Below are 24,838 nucleotides of genomic sequence, written 5' to 3'. Positions count from 1 at the left end.
GGTTATTTCTTAATCAGTTTCGCGTTAGCAGTTTTATTCGTATCAGTTTTTATAGTAATCAGATAAACTCCCTGGATTAAAGGCTGGGTATTGATCTTCGTTACCTTGTTCTTGGTTTTCAAACTTTGCAACTGTCTTCCAGACATATCATACAACAAAATATCAGCTTCTTTAAAATCAAAACCAATTTCAACATACGTATAATCCGATACAGGATTCGGATAAATCTTAATATCTTGTTTTTCTATTAACTGATCAATCTGCTTATCTCCCAGCTTTACAATCTTCCAGTTTTCTTTCCCAAGCTCTTCTGCACTGGTTCCTGCCAGAATAATGGAACCATCTCTGTTTAATTTAATATCAGATAACCTTTCCTCCTTTTTTCTGGATTCTCCCTTCACATGCTTTCTCCACTGCTTATTTCCATTCTGGTCTACATAGAGCATCCAAAACGTTTCATCTTCATTCTCAATTCTTCCCTCTGCCTGGGTGTAACCGCCAAGCAATATTCCTGTGGTAATATCTTGATTCCTGGTTCTTGTATCCTGGCTCTTTGTAATAATACTCATTCCCATCAGAACATCCCTGTTCTTGAAATTATAAGATTTCTGCCAGATTTCTTCTCCTCTTCCATTAAGAGAAATCAGCCATAAATCTGTGCCTTCTTCTATTCCTACAGATTTATTGCCTGACCTTTCCGATCTTGATTCTCCTCCAATTAAAAAGCCAGTTGATGTTAAAGCGAGTGTTCTTAGATGATCATCACCTTTTCCTCCATAGTTCTTTTCCCATTCTACCTTTCCGTCTTTATTAAGCTTAATAATCCAGTAATCTCCTTCACCGAAGTTTTCAGTTTGTTTTGAGGTTGCAGATGAAAGGTTGTTGGTTGCAGCTTTTCCACTGCGTGAATACACTCCCAATAAAGCCCCGCCATCTTTGGTAGGGATCATTTTCTCTACTTCATCAAGTCCTTTTCCACCTAATATAATTTGAGAGGCTATGCCTCCGTTTTTATCCAGTTTTACAATCAAAACATCTTTGGAGCCGTAACCTTTAGCCGAATTCTGAACATTACCTGCCACAAAGAATCCGAAATCAGTCGTCTGAATTACAGCTCTTGCTTCTTCGTCCGAGGCTGAGCCAATGGTTTTCTGCCATAATTCATCACCGAATTCATTTAATCTTATAAGCCAGAAATCCGAACCTCCTTTGGACTCATCCTTTTTATCCAGTCCTTTTCCTGAATAAGAAGTTCCTGCTAAAAGAAATCCTCCTTCCTGAGTATTGACTGTTGCTGACAAAAAATCATGGTTTTGTCCCGAAAAGAATTTTTCCCAGACTTCTTCTCCCTGCTGGTTTAATTTAACCACATGGAAATCGTAGCCGTTGTTCTGCTTGTTTTCTGTAGAAAGTTTTTTTGATTGTATGGAACTTCCTGAGATCAGGTACTGCTGATCAATGGTTGTAGTAACCTGGCTTAGAAAATCCTGTGTCGAAGATTTGATATCTTTCTGCCAAAGAACTTCCTGAGCACTTAGACTCAGGAATGTGCATAAGAAAAATGCACTGGAGTAGAATTTTTTCATTCTGGTGTTTATATGGTTAATAGTTTACTATAAAAAATCACTGCAAAAGTATTTCTTTTACATCACGTTAGAAAGAATTATTACAAAAACTTAATGTGAATATTATCACCTTTATTTCTTAACCCTTTCCTATTATCTTATCACAAAGATATTTCAGCAAAACGCCAAAACTTGTCGTGTTTTTTGGTGCCTTAATTTCATTAATTTGTTAAGTGGATCAGAAATTTCACCACATTTATCAGGAATGATTTGATCTTAGCCTTGTCGTTCAGAAGTGATAACTATATTTGTCAGTTTGTTTACCTCCATCATTTGGCTGTGACAGGTGGCAGCACCAATCATTCTGGAGATTGGTATTCATCCCTTGAGGCATCAGTTCAATTACCTTGACACAGGTTTTGTCCAATTGCAGGTGGAGAGCCTGGGGATAAGCATGAACTCTTGCTTTTGGAGTGCTATAAACCGGAGAAGCGGAGTAAGGTATAAAAGCAAAGTTCGGCCGATATCCTACATGAATCATAGATAAAAATCTACCGCATAATCGATAAATATCTACAATATGATTAATTAATTTTATCCTACAAAGCCATCACTTTGCATTATAAAATTTACTATAAAAAAGAAAATAGTTAAAAATAATCATAGCAAAGATTCTAAGAACATAAAACTAAACATGAAAAAAAGATCGTTCCATTTTATTTAAAAAACGTTCATGATATGTTCACTGGCAGACTCAAAATACAGGAGTATGGCAGTATGCAGGCTTTTAATTAAACTTGTCGTCTGCCAGTGGAGCAATATCAATAAGATTTTAACTACAATAAGCTATTCAAAAAAAAACTTCATGAAAAAAATACGCCTTAACAATAGGAGTAGCTTAGTATTGCTGCTACTTCCTTTCAGCTTCAATACAGTTACCGCGCAGGTAAAAATATCCAATTCATCAGGGGCCATACATCCCGAAGCTGTTTTACATTTAGAAAGTGCAGCGAATGACAAAGGGTTTCTGTTAACAAGAATTGCCCTACAGGCAACCAATTTGCCCCGGTCCGCTGTCTTCTCATACCGCCGGCATCATTGTTTTTAATACTGCAACAGCAGGTACATCTCCCTTCAATGTAGTTCTCGGGCTCTAGTATAACGACGGAACTGCGTGGATAAGACTTACAGCAAAAGGCCCGAAAACAGGTGACATTAAAAACAGTTTTCAAGGGGCGGATCACAATGGATGGTACCTTCTCAACGGAAGGGCAGTAACCACTTTAGCTGAAAATCCCAGAACAAAAGCGGTCGCCCTGGGATTTACGGCCAATCTGCCTGATGCCGCGGATCGCTTTCTGAAAAACACCAGCGGAACAGATACTTTATCAACAGCAGCCGGGGCAGAGTCTTTTGTGTTAACACAAGCTAATCTGCCTAATGTAACTTTTACAGGAACTACTAATGTTACAGGTAATCATACTCATAACTATACGTAATCCTGCAACAACAATCAATGCGACCGGTGGTACCAATAACCCAATTGCGGCCAACAATCAACTGGCAAGTAACGTCTTGAGCTCGGGAAGCCATAACCATACACTCAGCTTTTCTCTGGGCGGAAGCAGCCAGCCTGTTCCTCTTGAGCCCGGGAATATTATTACCAATGTATTTATCTATCTAGGGAACTAATGAAATCAAAATATTTTTACACATGGATAGGGACGTTATTTTTTATAATGATAAGCTCCCAAGTCGGCATAGGAACTTCCAACCCTTCCAATTCTGCAATTTTAGAACTCAACAGCAATAATAAGGGATTTCTGATGAATACCTCTGCCCTTACCTCTACCACCTCACCCTCCCCCTTCACAAACCATGTGGAAGGTATGTGGGTTTATAATACAGCAGCAGCCGGAGCACCACCTAACAAAGTGATACCGGATTATATTATAATGACGGTACAAAATGGGTTTTAATGTCTTTCAGCGGTGATCTTCCAAAACCCGGAGATATAAAGTCAAGCGTATCCACAGCCGATCATGACGGATGGTATTTGCTAAATGGAAGAAACATTTCAGCGTTACCAGTAAATGCACAGGCCATTGCTGTCAATCTAGGTTTCACAACCGCTTTGCCGGATTCCGGTGACAGAATGATAAAGGGAAAGAATAATGCCGAGACCTTAGCTGCTAGGAGGCTCAAACTCTTATTCTATACTTCGTGCCAATCTTCCAAATCTTACTTTTACAGGAAACACCAGCTCAAGCGGAGCGCATGTACACTCCTATACACAGAGAGGTGCCACCTATTGGAATTACACAGCCGGAGGCTTAGCTGCCGTGCGGTTTATCAATACCGAAACGAGAACTACGGAAGCAGCAGGAAATCACAGCCACACTATTTCTGTAGCCAGCGGAGGAAGCAATACACCTGTTGTACGCTATCCCAAACATCTGGTAGTTCAATACTTTATCTATTTAGGAAATTAACACTTACCAAAAATGAAAAAATTCATATCTATATTAGGCCTGCTTCCGATCTGCTTCGTTTGCAAAGCACAGGTCATGATAACAAGCGGAGTACCCGCAAATCCTACTCCCAGCAATAATGCGATTTTGCAACTTTATTCGGAAAACCCAAACAAGGGTCTCCTGATGCCGAAAGTATCATTAACCGCAACGGATAATCCCAGCCCATTCCCCAATCATCTTGCCGGAATTACCGTTTATAATACAAATACTTCAACAGTAAACAATCTCACAAGTGTAAGTCCGGGAATTTATTATAATGACGGAGTCTCGTGGAACCGCATGGAAGTTCAGGCACCGACTGTAGGCGATATTAAATACAGCAGCACTCCGGACGATCATGACGGATGGTACCTTTTAAATGGCAGAGCAGTTTCCACACTTTCATCTACAGCGCGAAACAATGCTGCTGCCGTTGGGTTTACAACTACTCTTCCCAACAGCACCGACCGTTTTCTAAAAGCAAAATCAGGAACGGAAACCTTGGGCACTACAGCGGGTAACACCTCTGTTACACTTACACAAGCAAATCTTCCCAACGTTACTTACACCAATATCGTAACACAGACTACCGGAGCACATAGCCACACCTATAACGACAGGGCAAATGGTGCACTAAACAGCACAGAGGGCAGCACAACACAAACCGTAGTAGATGATGGGTTCACTACATTAAATACAACCAGTGCCGGAGCTCATACCCATACGTTCTCAATCTCTACAGGAGGTTCCGGAACCGCATTAAATTTACAGCCCAAATATTTATCCGCTTATATTTTTGTATATCTGGGGCAGTAAACTCTGATTATGGGCAAATGGCAAAATAAAGAACATCAAAATAGTCTTGTTTGCTTTTATCCATTTATTGTAAGTCCTTCCCAGGAGTTTTCTCTCTTACATTAAGTATGATATATATTAAATAAGTTATTATAAAAATTGTCAGAGGAATTTGAAATGCTAAATAATTGAACATTCCAATTGGAACTTGTATCAACCTGCTAATGACTGGTGATAACATAAGTATGAAGCTTAGGATAGTTACAATTATGTTTGTTTTCCATTTAGTCAGATTTAAAATAATTCCTGTACATCCAAATATTGCAAATAATTGGTCAATATTTCCGAAATCAAAGACTGTAAAAATTAAATATATTATAAGAGGAATTCCACTCATCCATCCTGCCAAAATAATTAATAAATAAGAAATGATCGAGATTCTCCTAATGAAATTTTTCATCCTTGATGCGCGTTAATTTTATACATTATTTTTAAGTGAAAATAATATTTTTTCTTTAATATTACTGAGCCGTGGTTCTATCTTCGCTTTATTTATACAACACACGAATGTTTTCAATAATGCTAAGCCGTGCTGATGAAACTCGGATTATAAAAACATAACAGTAGGCTAAGTAAAGAATTACTGTTGCAATAACATAGCCGTTACTAGCAAGACTATAAAATAATATCTGGCAAGAAAATAAAAAAATCAATATATCATTTTTAATAAAATTTTAAGCTGATTTTAATTAAATTTTAATCGATCGTTCCCACAAAAACTCCCTGTAATCAAGCAATGTTTGTAAATTTGATCAACAATTGGTGATTTATCAGATAAGGTTTTGGAATATCGTTTTTTGCAGCAGTGACTGACAAAAAAGAAAAAAGATAAAGCTCTTTGAAAAATTCAAGGATTCTGCTAAACACCATAAACTAATAGTCAATAATCGGAAGAAGAAAAATCCTCGACTTCTGCCGAATAATACAAGGGGATTTTATATCTTATTATGAAAAAAATTGTAATCTTATCGTTATCTTTACTTTTTAGTGCACTGTCTGTTTATTCTTGCGACAATCAGGGAGATATTACCAATGATACAACGACAACAGCTCATACTCAAAACAAAATAGGGGCAAATGCATCCAAGCTCGGAGCAATAGAAAACCTTACGAGCCTTGATGCGGTCAGCAATATTGGGAAAGAAGATTATTTCGATGGATTTAAACCAGTAAGCACTGCTGAACTTGATTTCACCCACGGAGAAAACCATGTTAAGGTGAACAGTGGTTTAGATGCCGAAGGTAACTATGTTTTCGATATGGATGGCGACAGGCTGATTGATCTGAAAGTAGTTCCGGTTACCTCAGATTATAGCGAAATCGTTTATGTGGATGGTGAAGGAAATAAGATCAGCCGGGCTAAAGTTGAATTGGACGGAACAGATGCATATGTAACGATTCTGGAAGTTTACAGTACATCTTCCAAATACACCCAGCTTACTCAAAAAGGTAAATGGCGTGCATGTTTTGAAGGTGTAGCAGGTTCTGCAGAAGGTATTGCCGGTGCTGTAGTATGCTCTTTCGGAGGTCCATGGTGCTATGCAGGATATTACTCAGGTATTGCGGTAGGCTGTTTGTTTGCATAATATATTTTATATGAAAAAAAATATTTTAATATCCTTTTTATTTGCATTTGCAATTGGTTTGCTAGTGTTTTTTTTGAAAAGAGGGCACTTTAATGGAAACAGTAATATTATCATTCTTGTTTTATGTGTGATTTTTACTGTTCCGTTTATTAAGCTGTTATTCCCTTCTACCAAGGAGATGGGAATTGGGACAATAAGATTTTATCCCAATCTCTTTTCCAAGGTATTGAATTTTTTTAAAAAGAAATCTCAAAAAACAAACTGATAAAGGGTATTTTCAATATGTACAATGTATGGCAGCAGATATTTAATTTGCTGCCTTATTTTTTTTGATAAGAATGAGGTTTGTACTTTAATTTACCTTAACCGAACCAAATCATCAATAAAAGTGTTTGAAGAAACGCTCATCAAGGTCCCTTAACAGGATTCTTAAGTTGATAAATTGCATAAATTCTTTCTAAATCTTCTATTAAATGGTTCGACACTTCTTCGGTCTTGGGCACAAAAACCTCTGAAATCATTTGATTTTCAGAGGTTTTAATTATTAGGTGGTCGTTTTTTAACCGTTCTATTTTTACTTTATTGGCTCATCCATAAAATATTTTTTAATTTGAGCTTTGAATTACTTAAGTAAATACATAAAATCTGCCGAATCAGGTAATGCTGGTTTCAGAATTGATTGCCAATTCGTCCCAAAGCTTCTCTCTCACCTTCTATTTGCTTTTTAACAATATTAAGTGAATTTGCGCTTGGAGTAGGTTCGTCAAATAAGGACTTATTAAAAGTATTCGATTAGGTAATACTACAATTTAGCGATTTCTTTATCTTGGGATAAGCAAGGCGTCAGCTTGATTTAAGCAACAAAATGACCATAGTTTTCTAAAACATTATGCTCTATATTATTTTATCATCTTATTGATCTACATTTTCAGATTTAAATTAAGAGCTAAATAAGATATATCCACAAGACTTATATCTGTATTCTATTATAGCAGACACAAGATTACTATATTATCATGAACTCAATATGCATGATGTGTTTCTTAAAACGACTGAACGAAAAATTTTATCGAATAAAGTCCTTTGTGCAACGTATTTCAATTGATTGTGAAAATTTAACATAAAAAATTCACTACAATTGGAAAATTATTTTAAATTTACTTATGTAAACATCTGATTTTCTATCCCTTATCTATTAGAAGAAATATGAGCGAGTGATGGGTTCCCATCGTAAGTATTGATTTTTAAAACCAAACTAAAATAATAACCTTTGAAAAACACTTCATCTTATTTTTTTCGAAAACTATAAAAATAAATTAACAAAACTCAAAAAAACCATGAACACACTTGAACTACTAAATGAAGAAAGTATCCAGAAAGATACTGCCACCGAAAAAGAACCTCTACAATTCTATCTTCGTAAATTTAAGAATATACAAAAATATAAATGCTACGTTTTGTACAATGAACAGCTAGAGAAAAAACTCATAGAGTGGGGAGCAAAAAAAAGTGGCATCAAAAAAGGAACAAGAGCATACCAGCAAACCATTTCAAGTGGTATCAGCTATTGGATGGCATTATGCTTCCCTCTCACCAGAGATTTGAATAAATTTAAAAAAACATTTTATTTTTTTCAAATGTTTACTATTATGGATGATCATGCGGATGAAGACTGGGGAGACGGAAATTCTGATTCTGAAACTATAGCTAAGTTTTGGAAAAAGGCTATAAAATTGATAGAAACTCTAAGAGACAGTACTCCATGGCACGTTAAAGCAGTTCGTACTATTTTGATGAGGATGCCTAATGTCCCAATTTATATGCGAAGAAACTTCAGTATGATGAAAAATATTATAGATGATCTGTCTCCTATGCAGAGAGAACGCTATATCAACAGCTTTAAAAGCTATATGGAAAATGCCATGTTACAAGCCAAGATGAGTGGTAATGAAAAAAGCACCACACTACAGCAATACAAAGAGTACAGAGTGAAAAGCGTTGCATCTATTCCCTGCACATTAATGTTGGAATATTTATATGATATAGAACTCACAAATGAGGAATATTTCCACCCTAAGCTTCAGGAATTAGAGAAAATTGGAACACTTCATGTAGCGTTTATCAATGATCTTTTTTCACTCTTTAAAGAATATAAAGGAACGTTTGAGAATCTTCATCTTGCTGTTTCCATATTTATTCTAAATGAAGGAATGACCTTTCAACAGGCTATAGATAAATTATGTGATGAAATAGAACAAATGCAGGAAGAATATATTCAAATAAAAGACGAGTGGTTTGCAAGTGGTGAATATATTTCAAAAAATGTCCGGCAGTTTATTGAAGGACAGCAATATTATATGTCAGGAAATGAAAAATGGCACAGGTTGTCTAAAAGATATCATGGCGAAAGCTTCAATACAACCATAGCTTCTGGCATACTGAAGCGGAGTCCGGAAGGAGGGACAATATATATACCCGATGATTTATAAAAATCCCCTTAAAGTTGACACCCCCATACAGTTACCTGAATTATAAATAACAACTTCTTTGTGAGTCGGAATTCCCAAATAGAAATTACTATACCATCAATAACAAATAAAAAATTAGATAATGACATATTAGTTTATGCCAATATTAAACAACAATATAACATAATAATATAATTAAGATTTTAATTGGTCATTATAATAGTTAATTGCATTATCAACTATAGCGTGATTTTTTTATTTGGAATACTAAATGCTATATAGGCTTTAACCGCCATTCCTTTATTTTTTCCAAATTCCTCAATAAATGTTTCGATATCTCTTCGGTTGTGAGTACAAGACCGGAAAGAGATGATAATTCACTTTCTTTCGGTTTTTTTCGTATGTAACTTGCTATTAATATGTAAGATAAATCTATTTTTTTTCACAGTATCTTCACTTATTTTTTTTCAATTTCCCAATCTGGGTTTGACAATCCTATTTTATTTCATAATATTCGTCATTTTCAATAACTTCTTCGAGTAAATTTATTTCTTGCAAGTTTGAGCTTGTTTTGTAACCTTTAAATTTCTGACAATTTTTTTTCTTCTGTGAATGGGATTCTCATTAATGTCTTTAAAGTTTTCGATAAGTAATTTTCGCAAATAATTCTTCACAGATTCTTTCATTTCAGCTCGCTTGAATATTTCCAAAAACTTGTCATTAACTACCTCTGCTTTACATCTGTAGGTACATGGTGCTTTACAATGATAATAGTAATATCTGTTAGCACGCCCTTTAAAAGCACTTCCGTTACGGATTCGACCACACTCCGGGCAAGTTAAAAATCCTCTTAAAGGAAGATTCTCATCGCATAATATTTTAACATTAGGACGTGTTTTTGAAATTCTGCGATCCATCAGGCCCTGTACTTTATCAAAAAGTTCTTCATAAATAATAGCCTCGTGGATACTCCTTACAAAATGAGCTTCTTCTTCATTATGTTTCTCAATAAATATTTTTCCAGGGTTTCGCAAAGCTACCAAAAATGCACTTAATTGTGTCTGCTTAAAATTAAATTTCTAAATATTCACTAATCGTTTTTAAGACTCCAAAATCATCATTTGAAAGTGTAGAGAAGCTGGCGGCAACCTTTACAGAAGGATGGGCATTTTCCATTGCATAAGAATATTTTGATTTTTCCAGCATGGTAATATCATTCATATAATCTCCGAAGGACATGGTTTGGGACGGTGAAATATTCAGAAGGTTCTGCAGCTTTTCCAGCGCATTGCCTTTGTTGATATCTTTATTCATAATATCAAGCCAGTATTTCCCGGATACAACGACTTCAAGATTATTCTCCCTGAACTTTTCCAGGAAAGGGTAAAGGTTCTTTTCAGAACCTTCAGGATGATAAACTGCGATCTTGAAGACATCGTCATCCACTTCTTCTCCCAAATCATTTACTTTTTGATTCTCCGTATAATATCTTGTAAAATAATCAACAAATTGTTGATCATCACTTTCATAATATGCTTTCTTTTTTGCTGATAAAACTGCTCTCGCACCAGGAATTTCACGAATAGCTGCAGTAATATCAACAATAAATTGATGGTCTAATTTATCTGCGAAAAGCTCTTCATTTTTGTAAACGACATATCCCCCATTTTCTGCAATAAAACCGATGTCATTCTTAATTTCTTCAAAATATTGAGTAATACCCGGCATTTGTCTGCCACTTGCTGGGACAAACAGGATATTTCTTTTTTTCAGCTCTTTAAAAATAGCAGAAAAGTTAGGACTTACCTCGTAATCCGAATTGAGAAAAGTGCCGTCCATATCTGTGACAATCAGTTTAATATCTCTCATAATAATATTCTTTACAAAAAATTCAAATGGAATTTCTTGATCAATTAAAATTTATGGTGCAAAGTTAAGTTCTTTTTATTTATAGGTTTTGTAATGTACAACTGAAAGATTCTGCAATATTTCCGCGCTTTGTTCGGGTGTAATATCGCGTTGTGGTTCTGCCAGCATTTCGTAGCCTACCATAAATTTTTTCACCTCTGCATTTCGTAGCAAAGGCGGATAAAAATGCATATGGAAATGCCATTCAGGGTGTGGTTTCCCATCCGTTGGCGATTGATGAATTCCTGCTGAATACGGAAAAGAAATCTCAAAAAGATTGTCATATTTTATGGTTAAATCTTTCAATATTTCTGCTAAAGAATGTTTTTCGGAATCAGAAAACTTCAGAATATTTTCAGTTTTCCTTTTGCTGACAATCATTGTTTCATAAGGCCAGATTGCCCAAAATGGAACTAAAGCCACAAAATCCTCATTTTCAAAAATGATTCTTTCTCTTACTTCCAGTTCTTTTTTAACGTAATCTTCTAAAAGTGACCTTCCGTTTTTTTCAAAATATTTTTTCAGATTTTCCTGCGTTCTCAAAACTGTTGACGGAATAGAAGATTGCGCCCAGATCTGACCATGAGGATGCGGATTGCTGCATCCCATCACGCTTCCTTTGTTTTCAAAAATCTGAACGTGATTGATGTAATCTTCGGCTCCCAATTCCTCATATTGCTGTTGCCAGACGTCAACGACTTTCTTAATATCATTTACTTCCATTTCCGGTAAAGTAAGGCTGTGATTATCCGAGAAACAAATGACCCTGTTAATCCCGCGCTCAGGTTTTAATGAAAAAAAATCCGGCTGTTCATCAGAAAATTCAACATCAACTTTCATCAGAGAACCAAAATCATTATCAAAAACATAAACCCCTTTATAATCGGGATTTTTCTCGCCATTGACACGCATGTTTCCGGAGCATAAATAACAATTCGGGTCGTGAACAGGAAGTTTTTCTTCGGCAACTTTCTCGGTTTGCCCTTGCCATGGGCGGTTTGCTCTTTGCGGAGACACCAGAATCCATTCATCCGAAAGAGGATTGTATCTTCTGTGAGGGTGTTTTTTCTGATTAAATGACGAATTCATTTCTTTTGTATTCATTAATTCCATCCGATATTTTTACACGGTACACTTTCATTTCGATGTTAAAATCCGTTTTGTATTTTAAACTGATATTTTTAATCACTTCAGCTACATTTTCATCTTTAATAAGATTGATGCTGCATCCGCCGAAACCACCGCCCATTATTCTTGCACCTGAAACGCCTTTTTCCTTTAAAGTTTCCTTTACCATAAAATCGAGTTCTTCGCAGCTCACTTCAAATTCAGTGGAAAGCCCGGAATGTGTTTCGGTAAGAAGCTCACCCAGATACTTTACATCGCCTTCTGCCAAGGCTTTAGCAGCTTTTTCAACTCTTTTGATTTCCTTTAAAAGGTAAAGGCATCTTTTATAAGACGTCTCTCCTATTTCTGCTCTCACTTCATCCAGCATTGAAAAACTGAAATCTCTGAATTTCTCTATTTCAGGGAATTTTTCCCACAATATCTTTTTCCCTTTATCAACATCTTTTCGCCTGTCATTGTAGCCGGAAGTGAGATGCGTGTGTTTTACACAACTGTCGAAAAGCACCAGACTATACCCTTCCAGATTGGCTTCAAAATACTGATGTTCCAGAGAATTGCAATCCAGCATGATCACCTGATGCTCTTTGCCGAAAACGGAAGCAAACTGATCCATAATTCCGCACTTTACACCAACAAAGGTATGTTCGGATTTCTGCCCGATTAATGCCAACTCTTTCTTTGTTAAATTTAAATCAAAAAACTGGTTGAGAATAAAGGCGAATCCGCATTCCAAAGCTGCTGACGACGATAAACCGGAGCCCATCGGTATGTTGCTGCTAAAAGCAATCTGTAAACCGCCAATCTTTTTTCCACTTTCCTGAATAGCATTAAATACACCCAATAAATAATTAACCCAAATCTGCGAAACCGGAGTTTGTTTTTGGTTGATATTAAAACTAAAAGAATCGTCAAAGTCTTTAGCAAAAAAGGTACAGGTTTCCGAGTTATCCACCTTTTTTACAGCAAAACAAATGTGTTTGTCAATAGCCGCGGGAAGCACAAAACCATCGCTGTAATCGACATGCTCACCAATAATATTAATTCTTCCCGGAGCCAGAAAAATACTGTCCGGTTCTGAATTGAATTTTAATTTAAATGCTTCTGTTGTATAATTGATTAATTTCTCCATCATAGATGACTGCAATTTATACTTTTTTAGATAAATTGAGTCTTAAAATTTGATTTAGCTTTTTATCAGGAATATTTTGCAAAGAAGTATCTGCATATAATTATTTCATTTTTTGAGAATCTTTGATAAACTGATCTAAACCACTGTCTGTTAAGGGATGCTTCAGCAATGACAAAATCGGAGGCAACGGACAGGTAACAACATCGGCACCAATTTTAGCACAATTGATTATGTGCATGCTGTGTCTTACGGAAGCTGCCAAAATCTGTGTTTCAAATCCGAAATTATCAAAAATGGTTCTGATTTCTTCAATTAAATTTAAACCGTCTGTAGAAACATCATCCAGCCTGCCCAAAAAAGGGGAAACATAGGTTGCTCCGGCTTTTGCAGCCAGAAGAGCCTGTCCGGCAGAAAAAATCAAAGTACAATTTGTTCGGATTCCTTTTTGGGAAAAATATTTGATTGCCTTGATACCGTCTTTAATGATGGGAACTTTTACCACGATCTGAGGATGCAGTGCAGCCAGCTCTTCTCCTTCTTTGATCATTTCATCATACGTAATTCCGATCACTTCGGCACTTACATCGCCATCTACGATATCGCAGATTTTAAGGTAATGATTCAGAATATTTTCCTTTCCGGAAATCCCTTCTTTTGCCATTAAAGAAGGATTGGTTGTAACGCCATCCAGAATGCCCAAAGCATTGGCTTCTTCGATCATAGCAAGATTGGCTGTGTCTATAAAAAACTTCATAAAATATATTGTTAAAATTATTTAAGTGTTAAATTTACACTTATTAAATTATCCGTACAATTTTTCTCTAACTATTTTAGAATAAAAACTGGAAAATAAGAAAGCAAGTGATTTCTAGGTTGTAAGAATCTTAATTGTGATGTCCCATATTCAGTTTAATCTTCTTCAAATCTTCAAGTTCGTGAACCGGTCTCTCAATATCATAAGGAATCGGCATTTTCGAAAAAGTCTGGAAATAAAGCAGGCAGGCGTCTTTCCACCAAACGGCATCTTTTGCCTGAATTTTTAATTTTGACTGAACGTTTTGAAATCTTTCTTCATCTACATAAGGCTGCATTTTATCCCATATTTTCTGGTATTCGCGTACATTTTTTACACCTGTATCGTATTTGTAAGATAATTCTTCCCACAAAGTCTTTCCGTCTTTCATCTGATGATCCCACGGAACATGATGAAACCACAAAAGCAGGTTTTCCGGGCAGGTTTTGATATTTCCATAGATTTCATTTAACGGAGGAAAATATTGTGAAACAGCATAACTTCCTGATTTTGTTCTGTCAAAACCGATTCCCTGAGCATTTGCCTGATGGTAATATACTGGTGACCAATCCGGTCTTCCGCCTTTGTAATCTCCCCACGGCTCCGGACCGTAATGATGTCCACCTGCGAAAATATGGTGTAAGCCGAGAGGCATCATATAATCCACTGCTGTTTCCCTTGAAATGAGCATCATTTCTTTTACAGGATTGATGAATTTTTCATTATCCGTAAATGTCATTTTAATCCATTCATCGGCAATCTGTTCCGAAGTCAAATCGTGATTCCAGGCCAAACGTCCGAAGGCGTACCAATTAGCTTGCGCAAAATGATGTCCCGTCCAGTTTTTATCTTCCCCAATATTGGAAACTGCTGAGATAGCCGAAATCTTTGCCGGTCTTAAAGTTCCGTCCGTAATTTTAGCAATTGTAGAACCTTTTCCGTTGGAATAAGTATCGCTGTCAAGTGTTTCCTTAAATAACGGAGCAAGATAAACGAGATGATTTGAGAATCCTAAATACTCCTGGGTAATTTGGAATTCAACCATTTCAGAAGTTTTTTTCAAGGCTCCGAAAAGTGGATTAAACGCTTCACGGGGCTGAAAATCAACGGGTCCGTTTTTGATCTGAATGATGACATTATCTCTGAATTTCCCGTCAAGCGGAACAAATTCCAGGTAAGCCTGTTTTGCACGGTCTTCTTTACTTGGACTATACACAAAAGCTCTCCACATCACAATTCCGGCATAAGGTTTCAGAACATCCGCCATCATATTGGCGCCGTCTGCGTGCGTTCTACCGTAGTCCTGCGGACCGGGTTGTCCTTCAGAATTCGCTTTCACCAAAAATCCTCCGAAATCTGGAATTAATTTATAAATTTCGGAAGCTTTATCTTTCCACCATCTCTGAACATCTTTGTTCAAAGGATCGGAATTTTCCAGCCCGCCTAAAACTTTTGGCGATGAAAAATTAACGGAAAGATAGACTTTGATTCCGTAAGGCCTGAAAATGTCTGCCAGGACTTTTACTTTTTCCAGATAGTCTTTCCTGAGCATATTCGGAGAGGCATTCACATTGTTGAGAACAGCCGCATTAATTCCAACCGAAGCGTTGGCTCTTGCATATTCTTCATATCTGGGCGAAATTGTTTTGGGTAAATCTTCCCATTTCCAAAGCGAATGTCCCGCGTACCCACGCTCAATAGTTCCGTCCAGATTATCCCAATGGTTGAGAATTCTGACATCATACGAAGGCTTTTCAGTAATATTAAGATTTGTTACCGCTGATTTTGTCTGCTGCAATCGTAAAATATGATAGACTCCGTAAAGCAATCCGATCTCTTTTTCAGCAGAAATAACCAATTTGTTCTGAACCGATTTTATCGTATAACCGCCTTTCAAATTTTTTAATGATTTATCCGTGCGCAGTTCAATTTCCTGGCCCTGCCAATGATTCATCAATTCTTTTTTGGCAATATTCAACGTCGGACTGTTTCCTTTGACGATAATTTTATCTGCTGAAACTCCATTCTTCGCCGGAAACCGAAGCCAAAGCTGACTTCCGTCCTCAGCCAAAACCGTTAACGGAATCATTAAAAATAATAGGATGTATAATCGGAAATTTTGCATTGGTAAATGTTTCAAATTTATTAAGTTTTGGCTAAGCCAAATTGCATATTGCATTTTAAACGGGCTCCTTCGACTCCGTTCAGGATGATATTGCCCGTTCCTATTGATTATCCCTCTAGACCTTCAATGGTTTTAATTTTACCATCTATGTCATATTCAAGTTCAATGACTTTCATGCTTCTGAGCCATGTTTTTCCTTCGCTCGGAACACAATCATGGAAGAACAGATACCATTTCCCTTTAAACTCCACCATACTGTGATGGGTTGTCCATCCAACGACAGGCGTCAGAATCTCTCCCTGAAAAGTAAATGGCCCGTAAGGATTGTCGCCCGTTGCATAACATATCAAATGGGTGTCGCCGGTAGAGTATGAAAAATAATATTTACCGTTGTATTTATGCATCCACGAAGCCTCAAAAAAGCGGTGTTTGTCGCCGTGAAGTAAAGGACTTCCGTTTTCGTCAAGAATCAGAACGTCTTTAGGCTCTTCCCCGAATTCCAGCATATCATCGCTCAAAACAGCAACCTTTGAAGGAATTGCCGGTTCATTTTCATTAGGAAGAATCGCAGATTCCAGAGCCTTGTTGTTTCTGTAACGTTGTAATTGCCCACCCCAGATTCCGCCGAAATACATATAATGTTTTCCGTTTTCTTCGAAAATACAGGGATCGATGCTGTAACTTCCCATCATCGGATGTTTCTCCGGAACGAATGGCCCGTAAGGTTTATCGCTCACGGCAACACCGATTCTGAAGATGTCATTTTTATCTTTTAAAGGAAAATACATATAATATTTGCCATTTCTATACGCTACATCGCAATCCCACAGCTGTCTTCCCGACCAGGGAATATCTTTTACCGAAAGGACAACACCGTGATCAGTAATCTCACCGTTTTCAACGTCGTCTAAAGAAAAAACGTGATAATCATTCATATCAAAATGGTCGCCGTTGTCATTTTCTTCCATTCCGCTTTCCCAGTCGTGTGACGGGTAGATGTACAGTTTGCCTTCAAAAACGTGTACGGAAGGGTCTGCCATATAATCTTTCGGGAATAGATATTTTGCTTTTTTCATTGTTTTAATATAGATATTTAGATAATAAACTGATAGATAATAAATTTCATTAAATTAAATTGAATCTCTCGTAGATCATTTAACTGAAGAATCTACTTGATCTGCCAAATCTGCGAGATAAACATTTTCTTAATCTGTTTAAACCTTAGGTTTTGAGGGGTATTATTTTTCTTTTGTTAGCTGAATGATTTTTTCCACCACAGGTTTTGTCTGATCATTACGGTCGAAAAGTAACGGATAATCGGTTCTGCCTTTTACCGGAAAATCGTTTTTCCAGGATTGCGCATCGGTAGTGCCCCACAATGTCACTCTTCTGATTTTATCCTGATGTTTCAGGAATAATCTGAAAAAATCCAGATAGCGGTTTTCCCATGCTGTTTTTACGTTTTCGGGAAGACCTTTGGTATAAGGATTCATTTTGGCCTGATATTCCACGGTATCGGAAACGTTGGCTGAAGTTCCCCACGGTGAAGGAAGTGCGCTGATCTCCATTTCAGTAACATTCACTTTTACACCGTTTGCTGCGTAGGCTGCAATTGCTTTTTCATATTCGTCAAGTGTTGGTGTATCGAGACCCACATGGGTCTGCATCCCGACACCATCGATGCGGATTCCTCTGGATTTCAGGTTTTGAACCATTTTGCTGACGGTCTGAACTTTTCCGGAATACCATTCGTTATAATCATTGTAATACAATTCTGCATTCGGATCCGCTTCCTGAGCATACTGAAAAGCCAGGGGGATAAATTCTTCGCCAAGGATTTCGTAAAATTTGCTTTTACGGTAAGAACCGTCCTCCATAATGGCCTCGTTAACCACATCCCAACCTTTTACGCGGCCTTTGTATCTGGTTACCACCGTGGTGATATGATTTTTCATTCTTTGTTTAAGGACTTCCGCTGAAACGTCTTTTCCGTCTTTATCTACGAAAAACCATTTGGGTAACTGAGAATGCCAAATCAACGTATGACCGATGATGAACATTTTGTTTTTCTCTCCGAAAGCAACGAATTTATCGGCATCATCAAAGAAGAATTTCCCTTCCTGCGGTTGCAGAAACATTGATTTCATACAGTTTTCCGCAACAATGGAGCTGAACTGTTTTTTAATGATCTCAACAGATCTCACCTCAGTTTCGTGAATCTGCGGAAGACTCATTGCTGTCCCGATATAGAATTTATTTTTGAATGCACTTTTCAGGGTGGCATCAGAAGCTGCTGTACCTGCTGTTTTGCATGAGACGGTCAAGGTTAAAATTCCTAATAATGCTGCTATTTTTTTCATAAGATTTTATTTGATTTTCAATCAGCCTTGTCAAGGTTTCGAACCTTGACAAGGCTTTTTTAATACGCCCGAATTGCACGCAGCCCGGCTTGAACGGAGCTCTTTTTGCGAGGAACGAGCAAAAAAGCGGGAGTGGAAGACGGATTAAGCTGCCCAAAAAATTATATCTGATCAGTTATTTTCTTCTTTCTTTAAGCTCTTGTTCGATTTTGATTTCCATTTTTTTGTTGATTTCGTAAAACATCAACAATCCACACGCTAAAAAGAACGGAATGGACGGAAATACGCTGACCAACATTTTTGCTCCCGCGGAAACTGTTTCCGGCTGAACAACACTCATTGCACCTTCTGACGAAATATACCCGTACTGGCCAATGATATAAGCTACTAATGAGCTTCCGATGCTTAAACCTACCTTCAGGCCAACCATCATTGCCGAAAAAATAATGGCGGTTGCTCTTCGGTTGTTCTTCCATTCCGAATAGTCTGCGACATCGGCAATCATTGCCCAAAGCAAAGGCGTTCCGATCCCGTAAAAGAAACCGTGTAAAATCTGAGAAAGGAACATCAATCCAACCGATTTTGGCGGATAAAATATAAATGCCAGCACAAATAAAGTTGAAATAAATAACGAAGCAATAAACGCATCTTTTTTGCCGTATTTGTCTGCAAATCTTTTGGAAAAAGTAATCCCGACAATCATCATAATGATTCCGCCCGCATTGAAAAGCCCGAAACCTGCTGAACGCGGATCTTCACCAAAAAAGTTCATCCCGATAGAATTGAAGAAATTGGTAATCGGTGATATAAACTGCTGAAGAGAAGCTTCATCCACATAATTATTGAAATAATACACATACGAACCACCTTTCATTGCCAGTGTAATGAAAATCAATGCTGTAACGATCAACATGATGATCCACGGCTTATTTTTCTTTAAATCTTTTAAATCAGCACCCAAGGTCGATTCCTGTTCCGGTTTTGGAACCACTCTTTCTTTGGTTGTAAAAAACGTTATCAGTAACATGAGTGTTCCTATAATCGCCAGCCAGGTCATTACCACTTCTATTCCGGCTGCTTTATCTCCGTGCCCCGCAGATAAAATAATCGGCAGCATAAATACCTGAACGAAAAACTGTGCAAACATTACGGCAACAAAACGGTAAGAAGAAATGCTGTTGCGTTCACTCATATCGCCTGTGATTACGCCACTTAAAGCAGCATAAGGTAAATTATTGGCTGCATAAAGCAACAGTAACACAGAATAAGTGATTGCCGCGTAAATCATTTTTCCTTTATACGAAAAATCAGGGGTACTGAATGCCAAAAGTGCCGCTGCCCCCAATGGAATGGCAGTGAGCAAAATCCACGGACGGAATTTTCCCCACTTTGTCCGTGTCCGGTCTGCCAGAGCACCAATCAGGGGATTGAAGACAAAACCTGCCAATAATCCGACGGTGAGGGTAATGATAGAAGCATCTTCCGGTTTTAATCCGTAAATATCTGTGTAGAAATAAGCTAAATACGTTACCAGAGTCTGGAATACCAAATTGGCCGCTAAATCTCCTAAGCTGTAGCCGATTTTCTCAACGACGGATATTTTTTGGGATGAGTTGTTCATTTTAATAGTTTATAATTGATAAATGATAATTGATTATTCTGTAGTAAATGGTGAAGCGGGAAGCCCGGATTTGTTTCTGAGGTTTCCGTCGGGATTGTCTGCCCAGTCGTATCTTACTGAAACAGGATTTGAAACAGTATCATTCCAGACGATGATTTTCTTGCCTTCGATTTTAGCTTTTGCCCATTGATAATTTCCGTCTTTTGCTTTGATGGCAAAACCTTTCAGTTCTGAAACATTTTCAAAATCATCCGTTCCTGGTTTGAAAGAGAGAATAATTTTATTTCCTTCCACTTTCATCGACTGATACACCGGTCCGTCTGCGATAATATTTTTCTTGTCAGCAACTTTCAATGCCTGTAAAGCTAATCGGTCTCCAACCGATTTTTTGTTTAAAGGGTGAATATCATTCCACTCTCCTATGTCAATAATTACGGCAAGTCCGGTGTTCGGAACTTTCAGCGAAACCTGGCGCTGCTGGTCTCTCAGCTCTGCCCAATTGCTTTCCACAGGCTGGGTTTTCGGTTCCATAAAATTAGCCAGCTGTACGGTGAAAAACGGCATATCTTTCCGGTTCCATTTGTTTCGCCAATCCAGAATCATAGTAGTCAGCAGATCTCCGTATTCTTTTGGTTTTCCGGTGTTGCTTTCTCCCTGATACCAAATTGCTCCTTTGATATTATAATTGATTAAAGGGTTGATCATTGCATTATACAATCCCGTAGGTTTCCAACGGATAAAAGTCTGTCCGGGAGCCATTTTTTCCATTTTGGCACCGATTTTATATTTCCATTCGGTTTTTAAGTCAATTTTTTGTCCGTCAATTTCAAGATAATACGGTTTGTCGGCAATGAGCTGGCCTTTTCCGCTTCCGTTTGTAACCCTTACAGAGATAACGTTTTTCCCTTCTTTTAAAACACCTGCCGGAATATTGTACCAGCGGGGCGGGTATTCGTAGGTTACATTTCCTACTTTTACGCCGTTAATATACGTAACATCGGCATCTTTTATTCTTCCTAAATTTAAAAATGCGCCTTTTCCAGCCTGATTTTTAGGTAAATTAATTTCTTTTCTAAACCATACAGAACCTTCGAAAGAACCTTCTTTATCTTCCCACGAACCGGGAATATTCATTTTTTTCCATTCAGAATCATTCAGGTCGAAGTTTTCCCATTGCTGATTCAGTCCGATATCACTCTGGTCGAGTTCTGCGTACCACGCCTTGCTCAATGCCTGTTCGTTAGATTCTGTAGATTTTATCAACTCATCATTCTGCCATTTTTGGGCTTCGTCCAGATATTCGGGATATTTTTTCAGTGAATTCTCATCCATCCAGGCCTGAATCGGCGAACCGCCCAAACTTGCGTGGATAATACCAACAGCAACTTTATTTTTTTCACTCAGCTGTTTTGCGAAAAAATAGGCAACTCCGGAGAAATTAAGAATGGTCTGCGGGTTTGTAACTTCCCATTTTCCACCATCAAGCTCAGTTTGAGGCGATTTAAAATTATATTTTTGTGGAACCGTGAAAAATCTGATATTCTGATTATTCGCATTTTTTATTTCATCTGCATAAAGCGGAGTCAGTCTGCGCATCGGCAGTTCCATATTTGATTGTCCGGAAGCCAGCCAAACGTCACCGATGAGAATATCTTTTAATGTAATTTCATTGATAGTCATTGTGTATGGACCTCCGGCTTTCTGCTCTGGAAGCATGATTTTCCAGTTCCCGGTTGGATCGGCGGTTGTATTGTATTTTTTGTTGAGGAATTTAATTTCAACTTTTTCTCCGGCATCGGCTTTTCCCCAGACATTCAGTTTTTGATTTCTCTGCAAAACCATTCCGTCTGAAACCAATGTGGGAAGCTTGATTTTAGCTTCCATGAAAATACAGAATGTGCAGAGAAGTAAGCTTAAAATTTTGAGTTTATTTTTCATATTGGCTGAAAATATTTTTATTAGCCTTGTCAAGGTTTAGAACCTTGACAAGGCTGTTAGTTTTTATCTGGCATTTGAGTCAGTAATCTTACCTCGATGATTTTCGGGGTAATCGATTTTTCATTTGTATTAAATTTTACATTAAGAATTTCTTTCCTACTTTCAGATTCAGGAATTGGGATTAATAATGACTTTGGAGAGCTGCCCGATTTTCCGTCGAAATTTTTAGAAATCACTATTACTCCATTAATTTCTGTATTCAACGTTCGGTTGTTATTGGCATCGAAATAAAGAAGATAAAGATATTTTGCATTTTTATCTTTGTTTCTCATCTGATAGCTGAACCAGCCTTTCGCCTCACGGAAATGACGGTCTTCCATATAACCTGTGTTGGAATCTTTGCTGTCAAAATTATGGTCAGATTCCGGCTGTTGTTTGCCTAATTGAATTTTATCAGTAGTAATATTATCAAGCTTTCTGATTTCCTCTTCTTCTTTGGCTTTTTGTTTCTGAATCATTTCAATTTTATCCTGATTCGCCTGCGGAAAATAAATAATGTAGCGTTCTTCCTGAATTTTGTAAAATGGAACCAGTTCTAATCCGTTACTGAATTGAGTCTGAGGATACAAACCTTTGAGTTTGAAGGTCAAATCTTTTCCGTTAACGGTCTCCAAATGGCTTAAAACTGACGTTGAACCACCCAAAATGGTAGGAATTTCATTCAATGGAATCTGCGGTCCGTGCGCGATATGTCCGCCTCTGCTGTCATCGGCGAAAAGTCCGTCCTGATTTTCTTTCCCGTATTTGGCAGCTAAAACAATCGGGCCATATTTAAATGCGAAGTAATCAGAATGATCCGGAAGCCGTTCTGCGGAAAGATGCATTGGCATTTTCATTTCGATAACATCGCCTTTTTCCCATTTTCTTTTGATGGTAAAATAGCCTTCTGCATCAACAGACACATTTATATTTTTACCATTGACTGAAATGTTGATTTCAGAAGCTTTCGCCCATTCCGGGGCTCTTAATTTTAAATTTATATTTGATTTTGAAGCAACATCGAAGATAAGTTTTGTAGATGCTGATTCCGGGAAATTATTTTCCTGTCTCAGAACCATTTTCTTTTCAGACCATTTTAAAACAGAAGGAATAAAAAGATTCACGTACAGATCTTCTTCAGAATATGCATAAATCATTTCGCCATATTTGGCATGATTCTCCATTCCTGAGCCTACGCAGCACCAGAAGCTGGTCTCCGGCTGGGAATAAACCCTGTAATGACCGGGACGCATTGGTGTGAAATAGACAAAACCGCCTTTCTCTGGATTTTGCGTGGAAAGAATATGGTTGTATAAAGCTTTTTCGTAGTAATCCATGTAAGATGATTTTGGATTGGTCGCATACAATGCTTTGGAGAGCTTCAGCATATTATAGGTATTGCAGGTTTCAGGACCTTCGATACTTTTAATCATTCCACTGAAATCATTGATTGGGTTAAAATGCTCACTCACACTGTTTCCTCCGATAATTGCTGAGCGTTTTTGCGTAACATTCATCCAGAAAAAATCGGCGGCGTTGCTCCATTCTTTATTATTTTCCAAATCTGCAATACGCTTAAAACCAATCACTTTTGGAATCTGTGTATTGGCGTGAATTCCCGTCAGCTTGTCTTCACCATTCAACAGTGGGTTCAAAATGGCAAGATGTGAAAAACGATGGGCAAGTTTCAGATATTTCGGATTTTTTGTAATGTCGTAAACATCAGCAAAAACTTCATTCAGGCCGCCATGCTCACTGCGAAGCATTTCCTGAATCTGAGCATCGGAAAGTCTGTAAACTTCATCAGCCATCCAATCTGTGAGTTTTATCAGCATCTTTTTTGCTTTCTCACTATCTGCATACCAATAGGCATCGCGTAAACCTGAATATATTTTATGAATATTATACAGCGGAACCCAGCGGTCATTCAAACCGAAAGTTGCGGCACGAATATTTCCGTCAGCAACTTCTTTCCAGGCTTTTTTTCCATTCGGAACACCCGATAGATAGCCGTTTCCTGAAAGATTCTGGCAGCGTTCCAATTCATCAATCATATAATCCAAACGTTGCTTTATTTTTGGATCGCCTGTTGAAGCATACATCAATGCCAAAGCAGAAATGTAGTGACCCCCGATATGACCGTCCAGTCCTGTATTTTCCCAGTTGGGATAATTTTCTTTTTTGGGCTTTAATCCTGCTTCTTTCAGATATGGAGCAAGAAGACGGTCAACATCCATCGACAGAATATACTTCTCATCTGTCTGCATTGCTCTGCTGAAAACACTTTCGGATAAATGAACCCTGTTGAGCGGAAAGTAGCTAACATTTTTCTTTACCTGCCCGAAAGCCATTGTAGTAAAGCTTAAAAATAATATCAGTGATTTTTTGTTCATTAATAAATGTTATTTCTACATTTCTAAAATAATAGAAAGTAACTAGATAACAAACAATTTTCATCATTTTGAAATAATACATGTAAAAAAAACATTTTGAAGATGGAGAAAAAAGCTTCAAAAATCTCTACCTTATCATAAAAAACAAGAATAGGCAAACAATAGAATATCAATTAAATAAATGTAATTTCGTCATTATCAAAATAAATCTCGTTTGTTCATAAAAGACATGTGAAATTTATACCTGGACTTATCGTATTTAAATAACATCCCTTATAAAAATTTTAATGAAAACATATATCTAAATTTTAACATATTTTTAACATTTAATTCATATAGGATTCATAGTATTTTCGGCAAATAAATCGCTTAAATGATAAAAATAATTCTCCAAAAGGCCGCCCAAACTAATTAATT

General features: G+C 37.3%; 20 protein-coding genes. 6 read left to right on the top strand and 14 right to left on the bottom strand.

Annotated elements, in window-relative coordinates; all coding sequences use genetic code 11:
* Positions 1 to 2: 2 nt before the first annotated feature.
* Both ATE47_RS03390 and ATE47_RS03385 read right to left on the bottom strand, forming a co-directional pair.
* Positions 3 to 1,586 (bottom strand): T9SS type A sorting domain-containing protein, encoded by a 1,584-nt coding sequence (locus ATE47_RS03390; protein ID WP_062160636.1) that lies wholly within the window; start codon positions 1,584 to 1,586, stop codon positions 3 to 5.
* Positions 1,587 to 1,854: 268 nt separating this feature from the next.
* Positions 1,855 to 2,106 (bottom strand): hypothetical protein, encoded by a 252-nt coding sequence (locus ATE47_RS03385; protein ID WP_062160635.1) that lies wholly within the window; start codon positions 2,104 to 2,106, stop codon positions 1,855 to 1,857.
* A 324-nt stretch (positions 2,107 to 2,430) separates the two neighbouring features.
* Between ATE47_RS03385 and ATE47_RS19010 the strand changes: the two genes are divergently transcribed.
* From ATE47_RS19010 to ATE47_RS03370, 4 genes are all read left to right on the top strand, one after another.
* On the top strand, positions 2,431 to 2,673 hold the full coding sequence (locus ATE47_RS19010) for a hypothetical protein (protein WP_150114768.1): 243 nt from the start codon (positions 2,431 to 2,433) through the stop codon (positions 2,671 to 2,673).
* A gap of 631 nt (positions 2,674 to 3,304) precedes the next feature.
* Positions 3,305 to 3,544: a hypothetical protein gene (locus tag ATE47_RS03375; protein ID WP_062160633.1), complete on the top strand. Its 240-nt coding sequence runs from the start codon at positions 3,305 to 3,307 to the stop codon at positions 3,542 to 3,544.
* Positions 3,545 to 3,907: 363 nt separating this feature from the next.
* Positions 3,908 to 4,057 (top strand): hypothetical protein, encoded by a 150-nt coding sequence (locus ATE47_RS19140; RefSeq protein WP_185097120.1) that lies wholly within the window; start codon positions 3,908 to 3,910, stop codon positions 4,055 to 4,057.
* Positions 4,058 to 4,069: 12 nt separating this feature from the next.
* Complete coding sequence (locus tag ATE47_RS03370; protein WP_150114767.1) at positions 4,070 to 4,894, top strand: hypothetical protein; 825 nt, start codon at positions 4,070 to 4,072, stop codon at positions 4,892 to 4,894.
* Positions 4,895 to 4,958: 64 nt separating this feature from the next.
* Here the strand turns inward: ATE47_RS03370 and ATE47_RS03365 are convergent, their stop codons facing one another.
* On the bottom strand, positions 4,959 to 5,333 hold the full coding sequence (locus ATE47_RS03365) for a hypothetical protein (protein ID WP_062160631.1): 375 nt from the start codon (positions 5,331 to 5,333) through the stop codon (positions 4,959 to 4,961).
* 547 nt (positions 5,334 to 5,880) lie between these two features.
* Here ATE47_RS03365 and ATE47_RS03360 point away from each other — a divergent pair.
* Complete coding sequence (locus ATE47_RS03360; RefSeq protein ID WP_062160630.1) at positions 5,881 to 6,519, top strand: hypothetical protein; 639 nt, start codon at positions 5,881 to 5,883, stop codon at positions 6,517 to 6,519.
* 1,337 nt (positions 6,520 to 7,856) lie between these two features.
* Positions 7,857 to 9,008 carry a terpene synthase family protein gene (locus ATE47_RS03350; RefSeq protein ID WP_062160628.1) on the top strand — a complete coding sequence of 384 codons (1,152 nt, stop codon included), beginning with the start codon at positions 7,857 to 7,859 and terminating at the stop codon, positions 9,006 to 9,008.
* Between the two features lie 524 nt (positions 9,009 to 9,532).
* On the opposite strand, the gene ATE47_RS03345 is transcribed toward ATE47_RS03350, so the two are convergent.
* The 11 genes from ATE47_RS03345 to ATE47_RS03295 all read right to left on the bottom strand — a co-directional run bounded on the left by ATE47_RS03345 (position 9,533) and on the right by ATE47_RS03295 (position 24,421).
* Positions 9,533 to 10,030 carry a zinc ribbon domain-containing protein gene (locus ATE47_RS03345; protein WP_062160627.1) on the bottom strand — a complete coding sequence of 166 codons (498 nt, stop codon included), beginning with the start codon at positions 10,028 to 10,030 and terminating at the stop codon, positions 9,533 to 9,535.
* A gap of 28 nt (positions 10,031 to 10,058) precedes the next feature.
* Positions 10,059 to 10,856, bottom strand: a complete 798-nt coding sequence (locus ATE47_RS03340; protein ID WP_062160626.1) for a Cof-type HAD-IIB family hydrolase — start codon at positions 10,854 to 10,856, stop codon at positions 10,059 to 10,061.
* A 75-nt stretch (positions 10,857 to 10,931) separates the two neighbouring features.
* A complete protein-coding gene (locus tag ATE47_RS03335) occupies positions 10,932 to 11,999 on the bottom strand; it encodes a UDP-glucose--hexose-1-phosphate uridylyltransferase (protein ID WP_335338442.1) in 1,068 nt (355 codons plus the stop codon).
* Positions 11,968 to 13,155, bottom strand: coding sequence for a galactokinase (gene galK, locus ATE47_RS03330; RefSeq protein WP_062160624.1), 1,188 nt, complete (start codon positions 13,153 to 13,155; stop codon positions 11,968 to 11,970). Before galK ends, ATE47_RS03335 begins: the two co-directional genes overlap by 32 nt.
* A 97-nt stretch (positions 13,156 to 13,252) precedes the next feature.
* On the bottom strand, positions 13,253 to 13,906 hold the full coding sequence (gene fsa, locus ATE47_RS03325) for a fructose-6-phosphate aldolase (RefSeq protein ID WP_062160623.1): 654 nt from the start codon (positions 13,904 to 13,906) through the stop codon (positions 13,253 to 13,255).
* A gap of 130 nt (positions 13,907 to 14,036) precedes the next feature.
* Positions 14,037 to 16,070, bottom strand: a complete 2,034-nt coding sequence (locus ATE47_RS03320; RefSeq protein WP_062160622.1) for an alpha-glucuronidase — start codon at positions 16,068 to 16,070, stop codon at positions 14,037 to 14,039.
* 107 nt (positions 16,071 to 16,177) lie between these two features.
* Complete coding sequence (locus ATE47_RS03315; RefSeq protein WP_062160621.1) at positions 16,178 to 17,146, bottom strand: glycoside hydrolase family 43 protein; 969 nt, start codon at positions 17,144 to 17,146, stop codon at positions 16,178 to 16,180.
* A 162-nt stretch (positions 17,147 to 17,308) separates the two neighbouring features.
* On the bottom strand, positions 17,309 to 18,430 hold the full coding sequence (locus ATE47_RS03310) for an endo-1,4-beta-xylanase (RefSeq protein ID WP_062160620.1): 1,122 nt from the start codon (positions 18,428 to 18,430) through the stop codon (positions 17,309 to 17,311).
* Between the two features lie 175 nt (positions 18,431 to 18,605).
* Complete coding sequence (locus ATE47_RS03305) at positions 18,606 to 20,051, bottom strand: MFS transporter (protein WP_062160619.1); 1,446 nt, start codon at positions 20,049 to 20,051, stop codon at positions 18,606 to 18,608.
* 33 nt (positions 20,052 to 20,084) lie between these two features.
* Positions 20,085 to 21,989: a sialate O-acetylesterase gene (locus tag ATE47_RS03300; RefSeq protein ID WP_082632466.1), complete on the bottom strand. Its 1,905-nt coding sequence runs from the start codon at positions 21,987 to 21,989 to the stop codon at positions 20,085 to 20,087.
* A gap of 56 nt (positions 21,990 to 22,045) precedes the next feature.
* On the bottom strand, positions 22,046 to 24,421 hold the full coding sequence (locus ATE47_RS03295) for a glycoside hydrolase family 127 protein (RefSeq protein WP_062160617.1): 2,376 nt from the start codon (positions 24,419 to 24,421) through the stop codon (positions 22,046 to 22,048).
* Between the last annotated feature and the right edge of the window lie 417 nt (positions 24,422 to 24,838).

This window comes from Chryseobacterium sp. IHB B 17019 (assembly GCF_001456155.1).
Classification (GTDB): domain Bacteria; phylum Bacteroidota; class Bacteroidia; order Flavobacteriales; family Weeksellaceae; genus Chryseobacterium.
Note: the sequence above shows the minus strand (reverse complement) of the source record. Positions and strands in the feature narration are given on the sequence as shown.